The organism is Mesorhizobium sp. M0040 (assembly GCF_040323505.1).
GTDB lineage: Bacteria > Pseudomonadota > Alphaproteobacteria > Rhizobiales > Rhizobiaceae > Mesorhizobium.
On the sequence record NZ_JAMYVA010000007.1, the window covers coordinates 119156 to 135662 of the forward strand.

Here is a 16507-nt window from a genome sequence, read left to right on the forward strand (position 1 = left end):
TCCGATCATGCTCGCGGCAAGAGATCGGCCCTGCCGGTGTCGATAAATGGTGCCCAGTAGTCGACCGACTCGCGGATCATGGCGATGACCTGGTGGTCGACGGGCTCGCGCTCGCGGAACGACAATTCGAGGCAGATCTCGTTGTCGACGCCGCCGCCGCGACGCACCGTCTGAAGGAGCTTTTCCGGCGTGATACGGCCGTCGTTGTTGTAGGTCGCAGTGAACGGCCAATGGCCGCCCTTGTTCATCGACGACTGCTTGACGTGGATGATCGGCGATTGCCTGGGAAAGACTTCGGCCCAGGCATAAGGGTCGGTGTCCGCCGGATTGCTCGAGGTCACGTCGCCATGGTCGATGTCGACCATCATCTTGAGCGGGACGGCCATGCCGGCCGCTTCGATCTCGCGCTGCAGTGCCCGGCAGCTTTCGATCGTATGGCCGAATTCGCGGCCGACCGACATCGGCTCCCAGAACAGGTAGGTCAAGCCGGCTGCTTTCGCATGCTCGGCGACCTCGCGCCAGCATTCCAGCGCGATGTCGAAAAGCCGCGCGCGACGTTCAGGATTGTCGTAATCCCGGTGGGTGAAGATCGCGAATTGCGTGCCCATGCCCGCGGCGCCGAGCTCGGCCGAAATTTCGGCAAAGGTCTTGAACCAGTCGACATAATAACGCCGCACGTCGGCATCGGGATGGCCGAAATGATTGAGCCGGCCGTAAGGGCCAGTCATCGCGGAGGTCACGCGCACACCGGTGCGATTGAGCGCGGAGCGGAACAGGCGGACGAATTTGGCGATCGTCGCCGCCGGCCAGCCGGGATTGACGAATTCATGGGTGAGTTGGACGTCCCTGATGCCGATGTCGTAGGCGATCGCATCGATCAGATCGTCCGGTTCGGCGAAACGGTTGACCAGCGGATTGGTGTTGAGGGACAGCGTGAATGCCATCAGCCGGCCTTCGCCAGCCGGCTCGAACACCAGTCCTCGAAGGCGGTTCTTTCCGCGGCCGACAGATGCAGGCCGTGCTTGGTGCGCCGTTCGAGGATATCGGCGGCGGTCTCGGCCCATTCATGCTCGAACAGGTAATTGGCTTCGCGCTCGAAAAAATCCTTGCCGAAGCGCCGGCCCAGTTCGGCGAGCGAGGTGGCCGCGCCGACCAGATCGCGCGTCCTTGTGCCGTAGAGCCTGCCGTAATGCTTGACCAACGATGCCGGCATCCAGGGAAATTCATGGCCGAGGTCGCCCAGAAACTGCTCGAAATCGGCATTGGCGATATCGCCGCCCGGCAGGTGCCCTTTCGAGGTCCACGGCTTGCCCATTTTCGGAAAGAACGGGGCGATACGGTCGAGCGCGTGCTCGGCCAATTTGCGGAAGGTGGTGATCTTGCCGCCGAAGACCGAAAGCAGCGGCGCCTGCCCAGCCGGTGCGTCGAGTTCGAATATGTAATCGCGGGTCACCGCGCTCGGATTGTCGGCATTGTCGTCATAGAGCGGCCTGACGCCGGAAAACGAGTAGACGACGTCGCTTCGTGCGAGCTGGCGCTTGAAGTAGCGATTGACTGCCTTGATCAGGTAATCGATCTCGCTCGCATCGGCGGTCACGTCTTCCGGCCGCCCGTCATAGGGAATGTCGGTGGTACCGATCAGCGCCAGATCGTTCTGGTAGGGATTGATGAAGATCACGCGCTTGTCGCTGTTTTGGACGAGATAGGCCTGTCGCCCTTCCCAGAATTTCGGCACAACGATGTGGCTGCCCTTGACCAGGCGCACGTTGCGCCTGGAATTCTGGCCGGCGACGCGGTTGATGACGTCGTTGACCCAGGGTCCGGCGGCGTTGATCAGCGCCCGCGCCCGGACTGTGGTCCTGACGCCGGTTCGACCGTCGCGCATCTCCACCGACCACAGGCCGTTTTCGCGACGGGCGGCTGTGCAGGCGGTGCGGGTGAATATCCTGGCTCCGCGCTCAGCGGCGTCGAGCGCGTCGATGACGACCAGGCGAGCGTCATCGACCCAACAGTCAGAATATTCGAAGCCGCGCTTGAAGGCGTCCTTGATCGGCGCGCCTTCGGGCGCGGTGCGCAGGTCGAGCGTACGCGTGGCCGGCAGCCGCTTGCGGCCGCCAAGATGGTCGTAGAGGAACAGGCCGAGCCGGACCAGCCAGGCCGGCCGGTCATCGGGGCTGTGCGGCAGCACGAAGCGCATCGGCCAGATGATGTGCGGCGCGGATTCGAGCAGCACCTCGCGTTCGATCAGCGCCTCCCGCACCAAGCGGAACTCGTAATATTCCAGATAGCGCAAACCGCCATGAACGAGCTTTCCCGATCGCGAACTGGTGCCCTCGGCGAGATCGTCTTTTTCGCAAAGAATGACCGACAGGCCCCGGCCTGCCGCATCGCGCGCGATCCCGGCGCCATTGACGCCGCCGCCGATGACGAAGAGGTCGACGATTTCGGTTTCACCGCTCATCTCGCTCTATGCCCTGTCGTCAGCATGGATTGACCGGAGGCAGACCGGCGATGAAGCGGCGCACTTCCTCGGCCGCCTGCTCGGCCGCGTAGGTCACGGTGCGTACCGACGCGCCGGCGATATGCGGCGTCAGTGTCACGTTCGGCAGCTGCAGCAAGGGCCAGTCGGCAGGCACCGGCTCGACGGCGAACGTCTCCAGCATAGCACTGCCGATGTGTCCCGCGACGAGCGCCTCGTAGAGCGCATCGTAGTCGACCAGCGGTCCGCGCGCGGTATTGACGAAGATCACGCCGGGTTTCATCCGGGCGATGGCGTCCTTGCCGATCAGGCCGCGCGTCTCCTCGGTGACCCGGGAGTGCAGCGTGACCACATCGGAGCGCGACAGCAGATCGTCCAGCGCAACCAGCTCGACGCCGGCATTGCGGTCCTCGGCGCTTAATTGCACATAGGGATCGCAGACCAGGATGCGGCAGCCGAAGGCGCGCAGCAGCCGAACCAGCCTGGTGCCGATATTGCCGTAGCCGATGACGCCGACGGTCATTTCGTTGAGCTCGCGGCCGGTACGGTCGGCGCGGTAGAGATCGCCGCGCCACTCGCCCTTGCGCAAAGCTTCGTGACCGACGCGGATCAGCCGCGTTTCAGCGAGAATGGCGCCGATGGTGAACTCGGCCACGGCGCTGGCGTTGCGGCCGGGCACATTGACCACGGTGATGCCGTGGGCCTTGGCGGCGGCCATGTCGATGTTGATCGGTCCGCCGCGCGAGACCGCAACCAGCTTGAGCGTGGGCAGGCGCTGCATCATGCTTTCGGAGAGCGGCGCAAGCTGGGTGACGAAGATTTCGGCGTCGCCGATGAAATCCACCACCTCGTCGGGATCGCCGAAATACTCCTTGACCTTGTCCAGACCAAGCGCGGCATTGCCGAATTGCATCGGCTCGTCGGGCCAAGCGGTCTCAATGCTGCGGATGTCGAGGTTGTCGCCGCAGGCTGCCTCGATTTTCTCGCGAAACACTTCCGGAAGCATGAAGCGGTCGCCGATGATCGCAATTTTTTTGGGCATGCTCTTCTCAATTCACGTCGGTTTGTCTGGACGCGGCCATCGAACGCCAGACCGGCCGCAGCGCCTCATGCGCCAATGTGTAGGACGGAGCCATCGCCTCATAGGCAGCGGCAAGTTTCCGATCGCTGGGTTCGGCCGTACGGAGCAAAGGCGTGACCCATTCGCTGACGCAATCGTCCATCGATGCGTATTGGCCGACGCAGACCGCAGCAATCATTGCGGCGCCCGCAGCACCGGCCTCCTCGCGCTCGCTGGTGCGAATGTCGGCGCCGACCGCAGCACCCAGGATCTTGCGCAGAGCCGGGCTCCTGGCCGCTCCGCCGGTCAGGCGGATTTCCTTGGGAAGTGGCCCCATGGCGGCGTAGCAATCGCGTGCCGCGAAAGCCAGCCCCTCGAACACCGCGCGGACCATGTCGGCATAGCCGTGCCTGGACGAAATGCCGATGAAGCCGGCCCTGGCATTGGCATCGACGAACGGCCCGCGCTCGCCGGCCTCCGAGACATAGGGCTGGTAGAGCAGCGAGCCTGGCTCGGACGACGATATCCACTGGTCGACCAGCGCGATCATCTCGCCATTGGTCCGCGTAATACCTTGCGAGGCGAGAATGCCGGAGGCGAGGCCAAGGACCCAGTCGATATTGAGCGTTGCCGCCATGTTCGACTGCATCTGCGCAAAGACGCCGGGTGCCGGCATCGTCATCGTGTAGCCGGTTGCAGCCTCGTTGAGCAGAACCTCGTCCGGCGTTTCGGCAAGCCGCATATGCATTCCGGTGGAGCCGATGATCGAGCATCCCGGCTTGCGTTCGCGATCGAACAGGCCGGCGCCGAGCGCCGTGCAGGCGACATCGACATAGGCCAGAACGACCGGTGTGCCGGCGAGCAGGCCGGTCGCATCGGCTGCTGCCACCGACAGCGAGGTGCTTTGCCTGGTGCCATCGACGATGGGCGGCAGTAGATGCCGGAGATCGGTGACGCCGAGTACCTCGAGCACATCATCGCAATAGCCGCGCGTGCGGAAGTCGCCGAAGGTGAAGGTGCCCTCGGACGGATCGGTGGCGCGGTGGCCGGTCAACTTGAAATAGAGCCAGTCCTTGCAGTGGAACGCCGTCGCTGCATTGGCAAGCATCGCGGGCATGTGGCGCTTCATGAACACGAACTGCGATCCCTGCTGGCAGGCAGCGAGCCCGCTGCCGGTCTTTTCGAAGCGCAGCCGGTCCTCCGGCCGCGCGCGGATCTCCTCGACGACCGCGGCAGCGCGCGCGTCGAGCCACAGCCAGCCCTTGGCAACCGGCTCGCCATCCTTGTCGATCAGCCAGGTACCGTCGCCCTGCCCGGTCACGGCGATGGCAATGGTCCGGCTGGCGAGATCCGGCACCTTGTCGGCAAGCTCGCGCAAGGTCGTCGCGGTATCGGCCCAGGTGCGTGTCAGGTCCTGCTCGGCACCGCCGCCCGGCAGTGTCTCGTATTTATTGGGCAGCGCGGCGGACGCGATCTGCCTGCCCGCCGTGTCAAAGGCGACGGATTTTATGACAGACGTGCCGGCGTCGATGCCGATCAGCACATCCTGCATCAAGCAAGCTCCGTGCCGTGCGAAATGGCGTCGCCGCTCGCCTGATCGAAGACGTGCAGGTTTTTCGGATCGATGCTGATCTTGATCGGTGCGCCGAGCTCCAGGCGCGTCCGGTCATGTTCGACCAGAACCAGCGAACCGCCGGCGAAATCGGCGGCAATATGGGTCTGGTCGCCAAGCCATTGATTGGCCGAAACCATGGCCGGGACGCCATCCTTCGAGCGGCGCACGGCATAGGGCCTGACGCCGATGACGACGCGTTGGCGGTTGAGCAATTCGTCGCGAACCGGGCCGCTGAACGCATCCTTGTCGTAGTCGAGCGAAAGCCCGTCGGGCAGCTTGAGACTGATCTTGCCGGCAGCCGTGCCGACATAGGCCTCGAAGACATTCATCGGCGGCTCGCCGACGAAGGTGCCGGTGAACAGGTTTGCTGGCCGCTCCTTGAGCCTGTCAGGCGTATCGAACTGCTGCAGCACGCCGCCCTCCATAACGGCGATGCGGTCGGCCAGCGCATTGGCCTCGGTCTGGTCGTGGGTGACCAGAATCGCGGTCAGGCCGCGCTCCTTGATGAAGTGCTTGATGCGGCCGCGCAGCACGGCGCGAAGCTGCGGCTCGAGCTGGCCCATCGGCTCGTCCAGCAGATGCAGGTCGGCCTCGCGGATCAGCGCCCGGCCGAGGCTGGCGCGCTGCTGCTGGCCGCCGGAGATCGAGCTCGGATAGCGCTCGAGAATGTCCTCGATCTCGAGCAGCTTGGCGATGTTGGCAACCTTTGCATCGACCGCACTCTTCGCCAGCCTGGCCGCCTTGAGGGCGAAGGCCATGTTCTCGCGCACGGTCAGCGGCGGGTAGAGCGAATAGCCCTCGAAGGCCATTGCGACGTTGCGCCTGACCGGCGGCAACGTGTGCACCTTGCGGCCGGCAACCGCGATGGTGCCGCGCGAGACCTCTTCGAAGCCTGCGATCATGCGCAATGTCGAGGTCTTGCCGCAGCCGGACGAGCCGAGCAGCGCCACGATCTCGCCCTTGGCGATTTCCATCGTCAGGTTCTTGACGGCGTGTACGCCGCGGTCGATCGGACCGTAGAACTTGTCGACGCCCGAAATGGTGATTGCGGTCGGGCTCATGCCGCTTCTCCGCTGCGCAAATTGACGACGTTTTTCGAGCCGATGCGCTCGCCGCTTGTGCGATCGAACAAAAGGGCGCTTTTACTGTCGACGGCAATGTAGACCTTGCCCTCGGATTGGCCCGGTGTCCCGGAAGGACGCGAAACCAGGATTTCACGGCCGCGCACGGTGCGCACCAGCGTGACGATCTTCTCGTTGAGCGGCGTCTCGGCCTCGACCGTCACCGGGATGGCGCCGGGCGTGCGTTCATCGACAAACGCCAGCGCCTCCGGCCGCAAACCGATCACGCAGTCGCGGCCGACCGCCGCCTCATGAGCGCCGGCAAGATGGACCTGGACGTTGGACAGGCCGACATAGATGCCCTTGGCGTCCCGCGCCGGCTTGACGTCCAGAAGGTTGATGGTCGGATCGCCGAACAGCCGGGCGATCTCGACATTGGCCGGCTCGCGGTAGATCTGCTCGGGCGTGCCGAGCTGTTTGACGACGCCCTGCGACATCACCGCGATGCGGTCGCCGAGCGCCATCGCTTCCTTGTAGTCCTGGGTGACGTAGATGACGGTCGCGCCACGATCCGCCAGCAGTCTTGGCAATTCCAGCCGCATTTCGAAGCGCAATTTGGCATCGACGTTGCGCAAGGGATCATCGAGCAGCAGCAGCGGCGGCGAGCCGACCAGGGCGCGGGCAAGTGCGGTGCGTTGCTTCTGGCCGTTGGACAGCGCCCGTGGCTTGTGGCTGAGCACATGGCCGATTTTCAACAGCTTGGCGACGCTCTCGACGCCGGTCTTTATCGTGCCTTGCGATGAGTGCTTCGCCTGCAGCGGCGTCGCAATGTTATCGAACGCCGTCATATGCGGGAACAGCGCGAAGTTCTGAAATGCCATGCCGACGCCGCGGAACTCGGCGTCGAGATCGGTCATGTCCTCGCCGCCGATGAGTATCTTTCCCTCGTCGGGGTCGATGACGCCGGCCACCAGCCGCAGCAGCACGGTCTTGCCGGCGCCGGACGGCCCGAACAGGACCAGCGTTTCGCCGTCGGCGACGGTCAGCGACAGATTGTCGAGAACAGTCTGGCTTTTATAGCGCTTGACGATGTTTCGCAGTTCGAGGCTTGCCATCGGACTATCCTTTCACCGCGCCAAGCGACAGGCCTTCGACGAGATAACGTTGTGCATAGAGCGCGAGCGCCAGCGTTGGCGTGATCGACAGCACGATCGCCGCCGAGATCTGGCCGTACTGGATGCCCGAGGAGGTGATGAAGGCGAGCGCGCCGACCGTCACCGGCTGCTTGTCGGCCGAGGCGAGCACCAGCGCAAAAACGAAATTGTTCCAGGCAAAGATGAAGGCGAGCAGACCGGCAGCGGCAATGCCTGGGCCGGCGAGCGGCAGCGCGATCTTGCGGAAGGTGGCAAACCAGGAATGTCCGGCAATGCGGTAGGCGTATTCGATGTCGGCGGGAATGTCCTCGAAATAGCCGCGCACGATCCACAGGATCAACGGCAGGCAGATCAGCTGATAGACCCAGATCAGCCCGATATAGGTGTTGGCCAGCCCGAGCTTCTGGAAATAGAGGGTGAGCGGCAGGAGCACCAGCAGCGCCGGCGCAAACCGGAACGACAGCAGCGTAAAGGCAATGTCCTCCGAGCCGCGGAATTTGTGCCGCGCAAAGGCGTAGGCCGCCGGAACGCCGAGCAGCAACGCGACGGCAACCGAGGTGACCGACAGGAAGACGGAATTCCAGAGGTTGCGCATGAAGGCGATATCGAGCGTGCCGGCCGCCGTCATCAGCTTGCCGGTGATCAAGGCAGTGTAGTTGGCGAGCGTCGGCTCGAAGACAAGCTGCGGCGGAATCCGCAGGATTGTCTCGTTGGTCTGGAACGACATCATCAGGATCCAGACGATCGGGAACATGAAGAAGATCACGACCAGCGCCAGGGCAATGCCGCGCAGGATGCGTTCGAGAAGCGAGGTGTGTTCCACGCCAGCCTCCTATGCCTGGCCGCGGGCGCGTTCGCGCAGCCGCAGCCAGTTCTTGATGAAAATGTTCGAGAGGAAATAGGTGATCGCCCACAGGATGATCATCAGTGCCGCCGAGCGGCCGACATTGGTCGACTGGAAGAAATTGAGATAGGCCTCGACCTGGAACACGGTCAGCGTGTCGCCCGGGCCGCCCTGGGTCATAGCGTAGATGATGTCGAATTGCTGGATCGAATCGAGCAGGCGGAACAAGGTCGCCGTCAAGATGTAGGGGGTCAGCATCGGCAGTGTGATGCGGAAGAAGACGAAGCTGCGTGGCACGCCGTCGAGTGCTGCCGCCTCGAAGGGCTGCGTCGGCAGGCTGCGCAGGCCTGCAAGCAGCAGGATCATGATGAAGGGCGTGTAGACCCAAATGTCGACGAGCACGACGGTGAGCAGCGCCGTCGACGGAGACGAGGCCCAGCGGAAATCCTGCAACCCGATCAGGCTGGCGAGATAGCTGAGCACGCCGAAACCGGGATTGGTCATCAGCTTCCACATCAGCGCGGCGAGCGCCGGCGCCGTCATCAGCGGCATCAGCAGCATGATCGAGATGAAGTTGTTCAGCGTCGAGCGCTTTTGCAGCAGCATGGCGATGCCGAGACCGAGAAGCAGTTCAAGCACAACGGTGATGCCGGCGTAGAGCAGCGAGATCTCCAGCGTGTTCCAGAACTTCGGGTCGGTGAAGAAGGAGATATAGTTGTCGCCCCAGTTGAACTGCCGCGCCCAGGGTTGGCTCAACCGGTAGCGCTGGAACGAATAGACCACCGACGTCAGGAACGGGATCAGGATGCCGATGCAGACCAGCAGAGCCGGCAGGCTGAGGAGATAGGGCAGCACCCGCTTGCTGATCCTGAAGCCCGACGGCCTGTTTCTTTGTATTGTCGCCGCAGTCATCGGCTGCTCCGTCATCCTGTTGCTTCGCCGTCCCGGCCGCCCAAGGGAGCAAGGCGGCCGGTCGGGCGAGCAGGCGGCACCTTTCGGGACCGCGTCGCAAACGTATCACATCTCAAAGGCTGGCCCGCGGACGGGTCAGCCTTGGCCGCGGCTTAGCCGAGCCCGGCTTCCTTGAGCTGGCTGTTGATGCTCTCGGCCAGCTTGTCGAGGCCCTCGTCGACCGGCACTTCCTTGGCCACCATCTTCTGCAGCGTCGCCGCCCATTCGGTGGTGAGATCGAAGAACAGCGGCTGCGGGGTGAACTTGATGCTGGCGCCTGGCGCCGAGACGTCGAACATCTCGACATAACCCGGATAGCTCTTGTTCAGCTTCTCGCGGAACATCTCGTCGTTCCAGACCGACTGACGAACCGGATTGACGAAGTCCATCTTGGTCGCACCGAACAATGCATGCTCGGGTCCGGATGCCCATTGCATGAAGTACCAGGTGGCGTCCTTGTCCTTGGAGAAGTTGGACATCGACAGCGACCAGATCCAGATATTGGGCGTCGGCGCCTTGGCGGCAGGATTGGCCTTGAATGCCGAAAAGGCGAGCTTGCCGGCCATCTTGTTGTCGCCGCCATTCATGAAGTAGCCAAGGATGTCGGCGTCGTAAATCATCGCCGAAGCACCTGCACCGAGATCGGTGCCGACCTGATACCAGGTGTAGGTCGACCAGTCCTTCGGGCCGCTCTCCTGGATCATCTGGACCCACTGCTTGTGGAAAGCCTTGGATTCGGCGGTGCTCATCGCGGCCGACAGCTTGCCGTCAGCCGAGACGTTCAGGTCCTTCTGGTCGAAATTGGCGTAGGCCGACAGGAAGCCCGGGTGGATCGTTGCCCAGGAGCGCGAGCCGCGCACGCCGATGCCGTAGACGCCACCGCCGACGTCCTTGGTGAGCTTCGCCGCCGTAGCGACCATCTCATCCATATTGCCGGGAACGCTGACGCCGACCTTGTCGAACATGCCCTTGTTGTAGGTGATGTTGTTCTGCTCGAAGCCCCACGGAATGCACCATTGCTTGGCGTCCGCCGAACCGAGCGCGCCGCCCGGCTGGCCGTTCCAGGCGCAGGAGTTCTTGACGCCTGGCAGGAAGTCGTCCCAGGCATATTTCGGGTTGGTCTTGGCCGGATCCTTGATCCATTCGTTGAGGTCGGTGATCCAGCCGGCCGGGCCGTAGGTCCAGGTCATGTAGGCGCCGGTCATGAAGGCATCGTATTCGGGCGAGCTGGCCGACAGCGCGGCGGTAACCTTGTCGAAATAGACGTCTTCCGGGAATACGTCATAGACGACTTCCATGCCGGTCAGCTTCTTGAAATTGTCGAGGTTGGCGATCATCGCATCGGCGTAAGGATGCTTGTTGAGCAACAGCTTGATGGTTTTGCCCTTATGCGCCTGCCAGTCGAAATCAGCCGCCAGGGCGCGGGTCTGCCCGAAATTGAGCAGTGTGCCGGCGGTGCTGGCGGCAAGGCCCATTGCACCGAGGCCCTTGATCAGCCCACGGCGGTCGACTTGTCCACGCAGGAATGCGTCGATGAGGTCTTTCTCTTTCTCATGCATTTCTCTTCTCCTCCACAGGGTAGTTTCAACGAAATGGTTGCCGGCTACCCGACCGGCGTCTGTTCCACGAGCGATCGCGCCGTCCGCTCGTCGGTTATCAAGCCTTTGAGATAACGGCCCTCCAGCACTGACTTGATGGCGCGAACCTTCACCTTGCCGCCGGCGACGGCGACAATCCTGCGGTTGCTGATGTCTTCGCGCGCCAATGCCAGCGCCCGGTTGGAAAGGGTCGTCGCAACGGCCTTTCCGGCATCGTCGAAGAAATGGCCGAGCAGTTCGCCGACGCCGCCGTTGCGGCGGATCTCCTCCATCTCGCCCTTCTCGATCATGCCGGTGGCGACAAGCGAGGCCTCACGCTCGGCGGTGCCGATGCCGGCAATGAGCAGGTCGGCGGTCTTGGCGAGGTCGAAGACATCGCTGACGCCCTTCTGCCCGAGCAACACCGTTCGATCCTCGACCGTGTTGGCGAACATCGGTACGGGCATCACATAGGCCTCCGCACCAGTCCGCTCGGCGACGCGGTGGATGACGTCATGCGGATTGGCCGAGAATTTGCGCGTCAGGCCGCCAAGCAGCGAGACGAAACGGATCCTGCCGGCCGATATGCGCGGCAGATATTCCACGCAGGCGGCAAGCGTGCGGCCGTGGCCGACGCCGATCAGCGCCTCTTCGCCGCGTTCGATCTCGCGCTTGAGAAACTGCGCGCCAGCAATGCCGAGCGCCTTGAGCGGCAGGTCTTCGGCATCGAAGTCCGGAACCACCTCGCAGTAGTCGAGGCCGTACCGGCCGGACAACTCATCCTCAAGCTCCACGCATTCGGAGACTTCGCCGTCGATGTAGACTTTGACCAGGCCTTCCTGATTGGCCTTGGTGATCAGGCGATGCGCCTTGAGACTGGTCAGGCCAAGCCGTTTGGCGACTTCCGACTGGGTCAGGCCGCCGGCATAGTGAAGCCAGGCGGCACGGGCTGCCATGCCGGTCTCATCGTCGCGCAGCAGGCCGTTGCCAAAACCAACCATTTCCGCCCTTTGATATTTTTATCAGTTGCTGCAAAATTTTTCACAAGGCGTCGCCCGAGTCAAGCAACCGCTGCGTTTAAATCTCCGGCCAGGAGCTTGCCGGCCGGGGCCGAATAGGGGCCGCGCTAACCAACGGGCAAGAAACAACACCGACCGCGCACCATTTAAAACGTTTGCAATTTCGCTTGAAGTGATTACAAACGTTTCAAACTTCGTTCGGGAGGAACGATGCCGGCCCGCGTTACCACCCTCAAGGAACTTGCTGCGCAGCTCGGCCTGTCGATTACCACCGTTTCGCGCGCCCTTGCCGGTCACGAGCAAATTGCCTTGAAAACGCGCCAACGTGTCGCCGAGGCTGCGCATCAGGCCGGCTATGTGCCGAACACCGCAGCCCGCACGCTGGTCTCCGGCCGCAGCGGCTTTGTCGGCATGGTACTTCCGATCCGCGGCCCCAATCTGGTCGATTCCTTCCTCGGCGAATTCGTCACCGGGCTCGGCGAAGGGTTGGTTTCGCACGGCTCCGACCTGATCCTGGCCGCAGCGGCGCAAGGCCAGTCGGAACTTTCCGTGCTTCGCCATGTCGTCGAATCCGGACGCGCCGATGGGGTCGTCGTCACCCGCATCGCCGAGGTCGACGAGCGGCTTGCCTATCTGCGTCACCGCAATTTCCCGTTCGTCGCGCATGGCCGGCTGCTCGACGGCGACTTTGCCTACCATTGGCTCGATACCGATGGCGCGCACGCATTCGGCGAGGCCTTCGACATGCTCTACGATCTCGGACACCGCCATTTCGGCCTGGTGACGATTTCCGAGCCGATGACATTTCGCCATCTCAGACAGGACGGGCTCGCCGCCGCGATCGCCCGCCGGGGCGATCCGTCCGTCAGGCTCGATGTGGCGACGGCGCCGCGTTTCGATCGCGGTGCCCGCATCCAGGCAATCAACCGGCTTCTGCACGCCACCGACCGGCCGACGGCGATTGTCGCGCTGTTCGACGAGCTGGCGCTGACTGTGATGGAAGAGGCGGGGCGCGCCGGACTTGCCATTCCTCGCGACCTTTCGGTGATCGGCTTCGACAACATAGCCGCCTCCGCCTATGCGCCGCCGGGGCTGACCACTTTCGACGCCTCGATCCGCCGGTGTGCGCGCGAGATCGGCGAGATGCTGCTGACCGTCATCGGCGACAGGCCGGACGCGCCACTGACGCGGCTGGTCCGGCCGACACTTGTCTCGCGGGCAAGCCATGGCCCGGCACCCACAGGACGGAACTGACGCCTTAGCGGCGCACAACCAGGGAGGAAGACGACGATGAATGCGTTGAGGACATTGGCAGGTGCGGTGCTGGCGTTGTCGCTTGCTGCCGGCGCAGCACAAGCCCAGCAGGTGTTGTTCTGGTCGACACAGGCGCGACCAGTGGAAGAGACACAGAAGATGCGCAGCGAAGTGCTGAAGGGGTTTGACGGCCAGGTCGACTATCAGGTCGCCGAGGACGGGCCCTGGCTCACCCGCCTTCAGGCCGAACTGCAGGCCGGCTCCGGCACCATAGGCGTGCTCGGCGGCCTGCACGGAGACTTCTCCACCGTCGGCGCGAACCTTGTCGATCTCTCTGGCGTCGATCTCGGTGGCGTCAAGGTCAACGAGACCTACAAGAAGCTCGGCATGCTCGGCACCGGCGAGCAGAAGTACCTGCCATGGATGCAGGCCACCTTTCTGATGGCGGCCAACAAACAGGCGCTGCAATATCTGCCGGCCGGCACCGATCTCAACACCATCACTTATGACCAACTGATCGAGTGGGCGAAAAACATCGCTGAAAAGACCGGTTCGCCCAAATTCGGTTTTCCGGCCGGCCCGAAAGGGCTGAAGCACCGTTTCTTCGAGGGTTTTCTCCTTCCATCGTATACCGGCTCGATGGTGACGAAATTCCGCTCGGCGGAGGCCGAGACGGCGTGGAATAAGTTCAAGGAATTGTGGCAATACACCAACCCGAATTCGACCAACTATGCCTTCATGCAGGAGCCGCTGCTGACCGGCGAAGTCTGGGTGGCATTCGATCACGTGGCGCGCCTCGCCGACGCCTTCAACCAGAAACCCGACGAGTTTGTCGCCTTCCCGGCGCCGGCTGGCCCGGCAGGCCGCGGCTACATGCCGGTGGTGGCCGGTGTCGCTATCCCGAAGACCTCGCCTGACATGGACAAGGCCAAGGCGCTGGTCGCCTATATGCTGAAACCGGAAACCCAGATCGCGACGGTGAAGGCGACAAACTTCTTCCCCATCGTCGACGTCAAGCTGCCCGACGACATGCCGGCCTCGGTGAAGGCCTTCAGCCCAGTGATCGCCACCATGACCGGAGCTCCCGATGCGTTGCCGGCGCTGCTGCCGATGGGACTTGGCGGCCTCGGCGGCAAGTTCAACCAGGTCTACACCGACAGCTTCGAGCGCATCGTGCTCGGCGGCGACGATGTGCACGGCGTGCTCGACGAACAGGCGACGGCGCTGAAGGCGATCATCGACCAGGCGAAGGCGCCATGCTGGGCGCCCGACAAGCCCTCGCAAGGCGCCTGCCCGGTCGATTAAGAATCCTCCCGGGCGTCCGGATTTCCAGCGCGCCGGGCGCCCACCCCTTTTGAAGCTTCGAATAGAGAGCGCTCCATGCACAGCAAGGCCCTGCCCTATCTGCTGCTGACGCCGGCGACGCTGTTCCTCTGTGTCTTTTTCCTCTACCCGTTCGTGTTGGTCGCCTTCGAGGCGTTCACCCGCGACGGCGGCTTTACGCTCGACAATTTCCGCACCATGGCGGGCAGCTGGAAGTTTCCGGTCACTGTCCGCAATACGCTGCTGCTGAGCGCCATCGTCGTGCCGATCCAACTGGTGATGGCGCTGCTGATGGCAACGGTGGTGTCGCGGCTTGAAACCGGGCGCAGCGCTGCGCTTTACATCTTCGCTATTCCGCTCGGCATCTCCGATCTCGCCGCCGGGCTGATCTGGCTCGCCATCTTCGACCAGTCCGGCTTCCTGAACACCTTGCTCTCCAATCTCGGCGTCATCGACAGGCCGGTCATGTTCCTCGGCTACCAGAGCAAGCTGACGATCTTCATCGCCGTGGCGCTGGCTGAGATCTGGCGCGCGACCGCCATCATGATGGTCATTCTGGTCGCCGGCATGGGGCTGATCCCCCGGGAATACTACGAGGCGGCGGAGGTTTTTGGCGCTAGCCCGTGGAAGCGCTTCATCAAGATCACGCTGCCTCTGCTGCGCCCAAGCCTGCAGACGGCGATCATCCTGCGCGTCATCCTTGCCTTTGAGGTCTTTGCCGTGGTTGCAGCACTCGGCGGCACCAATCTGCCGGTGCTGATGGGCGAGACCTACAATTGGCAGTTCACGCTGCAGGACCACAATGTCGCCGCCGCCATGGCGCTGTTCATCCTCGCCATCTCGATCGGCTTCACGCTGTTCTTCCTGCGGGTGCTGCGTGTGCCGAAGGAGGCGCGGATATGATTCCTGTGTCAACCACTGGCGAGCAAAGCGCGTGCGGCTGGGTGTTTTTGGGGATCGTAGGGCATACCGTCCTGCCATGCTCTCCAGAGGATGCGCAGCCATGCGCGAGCGAGGATGCGCACGGCGTGAGGATGCCGGCATCCGCGTCTTCTGGCGTCTTGATAGATCTTCGCGGCCCATGGGCTTGCATGTCTGGAGTTGTCGGCGAAGCAGGTTATGGCAGCGCGCAGGCGTTTGTTGCAGGCCCATCGCCAGCCGACGCCTCTGGATTTGCCGCTCTGGTAGGTGACGGGAGCGACGCCGGCCTCGGCGGCGAGATGATCCTCGCTCTGGAAGCGGGTGCGCACGTCACCCAGCTCGGCGGTGATCTGGGCGGCGCAGATTTTTCCGGCGCGCGGAAACGACATGACGATGCGTCCTTCCGGCAATTGAGCAACGGCATGTTCGATGCGGCTGGAGAGCTTGGCGATCTGGGCGACGAGGCCTTCGAGAGTGCCGGCGATGGCGCGGACGAGTTCGCCCTTGGCGTCGGCTTCGGCTTCGGCGGCGGTTGGACTGGGAGCGGAGCGGAGCCGGCCGAGCACATCAGCGACGCTGCGCCGGCCGCAATACTGGTTCTGGGCAAGGAAGGCGGCCATGCGCTTCTCGGCCAGGCGGCTGGCGCTTTCCGGCGTCGGGTAGCGCTGGATGAACGCCAGCGCGATGGGGCTTGCGATGTCGGCGAACAGGCCGGCGGGACCAGGCCAGAAGCTGTCGAGCAGGGCGCGCAGCTGGTTGGCGAGCACAACCTTGCTGGCGACGAGATCGTCGCGGCCGCGCACCAGCGCGCGCAGGGCCTTGATGGCGTCGGATTGTGGCCTGAGCGGGATCAGCCGATGGCCGTCGGTCCGCAGGATGTCGGCGAGGATGTAGGCATCGCCGGGATCGCTCTTGGCGGCGACGGCGCGATAGCGCGACCGGCACGCCTTGACGACATTGGGATGGATCGGGGTGACGACGAACCCGGCCTCGACCAGCACGTCGACGAGAAGCCCGCTCGGCCGTTCGATGGCGACCGACATCTCGCCGGGCGGGCCGTACCGGCGCAGGCGGGCAAGGAGATCGGCAAGCCCGTCGCGATCATGGGCGACGGTAAAGTGGTCGAGGATCTTGCCGGCAGCGTCGACGATACAGACGGCATGGCTCGATCCGCCCCAATCGAGACCGACGAAAATGGTCATGGATGCACCTCAGCAAACTGGAGTATGGTGCCCGGTGCCGGGAGCCC

At 63.5% G+C, this 16507-nt stretch carries 14 protein-coding genes; 3 read left to right on the plus strand and 11 right to left on the minus strand.

The genetic code is table 11. The features are described 5' to 3' along the window. Positions 1-5 precede the first annotated feature (5 nt). The 10 genes from NKJ91_RS08965 to NKJ91_RS09010 form a co-directional block, all read right to left on the minus strand. Entirely contained in the window at positions 6-944 is a 939-nt protein-coding gene (locus NKJ91_RS08965; protein ID WP_352455305.1) for a sugar phosphate isomerase/epimerase family protein, read from the minus strand. Continuing rightward, positions 944-2461, minus strand: coding sequence for a glycerol-3-phosphate dehydrogenase (locus tag NKJ91_RS08970; RefSeq protein WP_352455238.1), 1518 nt, complete (start codon positions 2459-2461; stop codon positions 944-946). Before NKJ91_RS08970 ends, NKJ91_RS08965 begins: the two co-directional genes overlap by 1 nt. 19 nt (positions 2462-2480) lie before the next feature. Then, entirely contained in the window at positions 2481-3521 is a 1041-nt protein-coding gene (locus NKJ91_RS08975) for a 2-hydroxyacid dehydrogenase (RefSeq protein WP_352455239.1), read from the minus strand. Positions 3522-3528: 7 nt separating this feature from the next. Beyond that, a complete protein-coding gene (locus tag NKJ91_RS08980) occupies positions 3529-5091 on the minus strand; it encodes an FGGY-family carbohydrate kinase (protein ID WP_023676022.1) in 1563 nt (520 codons plus the stop codon). After that, positions 5091-6215 carry an ABC transporter ATP-binding protein gene (locus tag NKJ91_RS08985; RefSeq protein WP_352455240.1) on the minus strand — a complete coding sequence of 375 codons (1125 nt, stop codon included), beginning with the start codon at positions 6213-6215 and terminating at the stop codon, positions 5091-5093. The genes NKJ91_RS08980 and NKJ91_RS08985 overlap by 1 nt, the downstream gene beginning before the upstream one ends. Continuing rightward, positions 6212-7330 (minus strand): ABC transporter ATP-binding protein, encoded by a 1119-nt coding sequence (locus tag NKJ91_RS08990; RefSeq protein WP_023676024.1) that lies wholly within the window; start codon positions 7328-7330, stop codon positions 6212-6214. Before NKJ91_RS08990 ends, NKJ91_RS08985 begins: the two co-directional genes overlap by 4 nt. Positions 7331-7334: 4 nt before the next feature. Beyond that, on the minus strand, positions 7335-8192 hold the full coding sequence (locus NKJ91_RS08995; RefSeq protein WP_023676025.1) for a carbohydrate ABC transporter permease: 858 nt from the start codon (positions 8190-8192) through the stop codon (positions 7335-7337). A 9-nt stretch (positions 8193-8201) separates the two neighbouring features. Beyond that, positions 8202-9125 (minus strand): carbohydrate ABC transporter permease, encoded by a 924-nt coding sequence (locus tag NKJ91_RS09000; RefSeq protein WP_352452414.1) that lies wholly within the window; start codon positions 9123-9125, stop codon positions 8202-8204. A gap of 152 nt (positions 9126-9277) precedes the next feature. Further along, positions 9278-10723, minus strand: coding sequence for an ABC transporter substrate-binding protein (locus NKJ91_RS09005; protein ID WP_352455241.1), 1446 nt, complete (start codon positions 10721-10723; stop codon positions 9278-9280). 44 nt (positions 10724-10767) lie between these two features. Then, on the minus strand, positions 10768-11742 hold the full coding sequence (locus NKJ91_RS09010) for a sugar-binding transcriptional regulator (RefSeq protein WP_352455242.1): 975 nt from the start codon (positions 11740-11742) through the stop codon (positions 10768-10770). Between the two features lie 228 nt (positions 11743-11970). Between NKJ91_RS09010 and NKJ91_RS09015 the strand changes: the two genes are divergently transcribed. The 3 genes from NKJ91_RS09015 to NKJ91_RS09025 all read left to right on the plus strand — a co-directional run bounded on the left by NKJ91_RS09015 (position 11971) and on the right by NKJ91_RS09025 (position 15240). Beyond that, a complete protein-coding gene (locus tag NKJ91_RS09015; RefSeq protein WP_352455243.1) occupies positions 11971-13014 on the plus strand; it encodes a LacI family DNA-binding transcriptional regulator in 1044 nt (347 codons plus the stop codon). A gap of 36 nt (positions 13015-13050) precedes the next feature. Beyond that, on the plus strand, positions 13051-14319 hold the full coding sequence (locus NKJ91_RS09020) for an ABC transporter substrate-binding protein (RefSeq protein ID WP_352455244.1): 1269 nt from the start codon (positions 13051-13053) through the stop codon (positions 14317-14319). Positions 14320-14394: 75 nt separating this feature from the next. Continuing rightward, entirely contained in the window at positions 14395-15240 is an 846-nt protein-coding gene (locus NKJ91_RS09025) for a carbohydrate ABC transporter permease (protein ID WP_352455245.1), read from the plus strand. A gap of 8 nt (positions 15241-15248) precedes the next feature. Here the strand turns inward: NKJ91_RS09025 and NKJ91_RS09030 are convergent, their stop codons facing one another. Further along, complete coding sequence (locus NKJ91_RS09030) at positions 15249-16460, minus strand: IS110 family RNA-guided transposase (protein ID WP_352455246.1); 1212 nt, start codon at positions 16458-16460, stop codon at positions 15249-15251. Between the last annotated feature and the right edge of the window lie 47 nt (positions 16461-16507).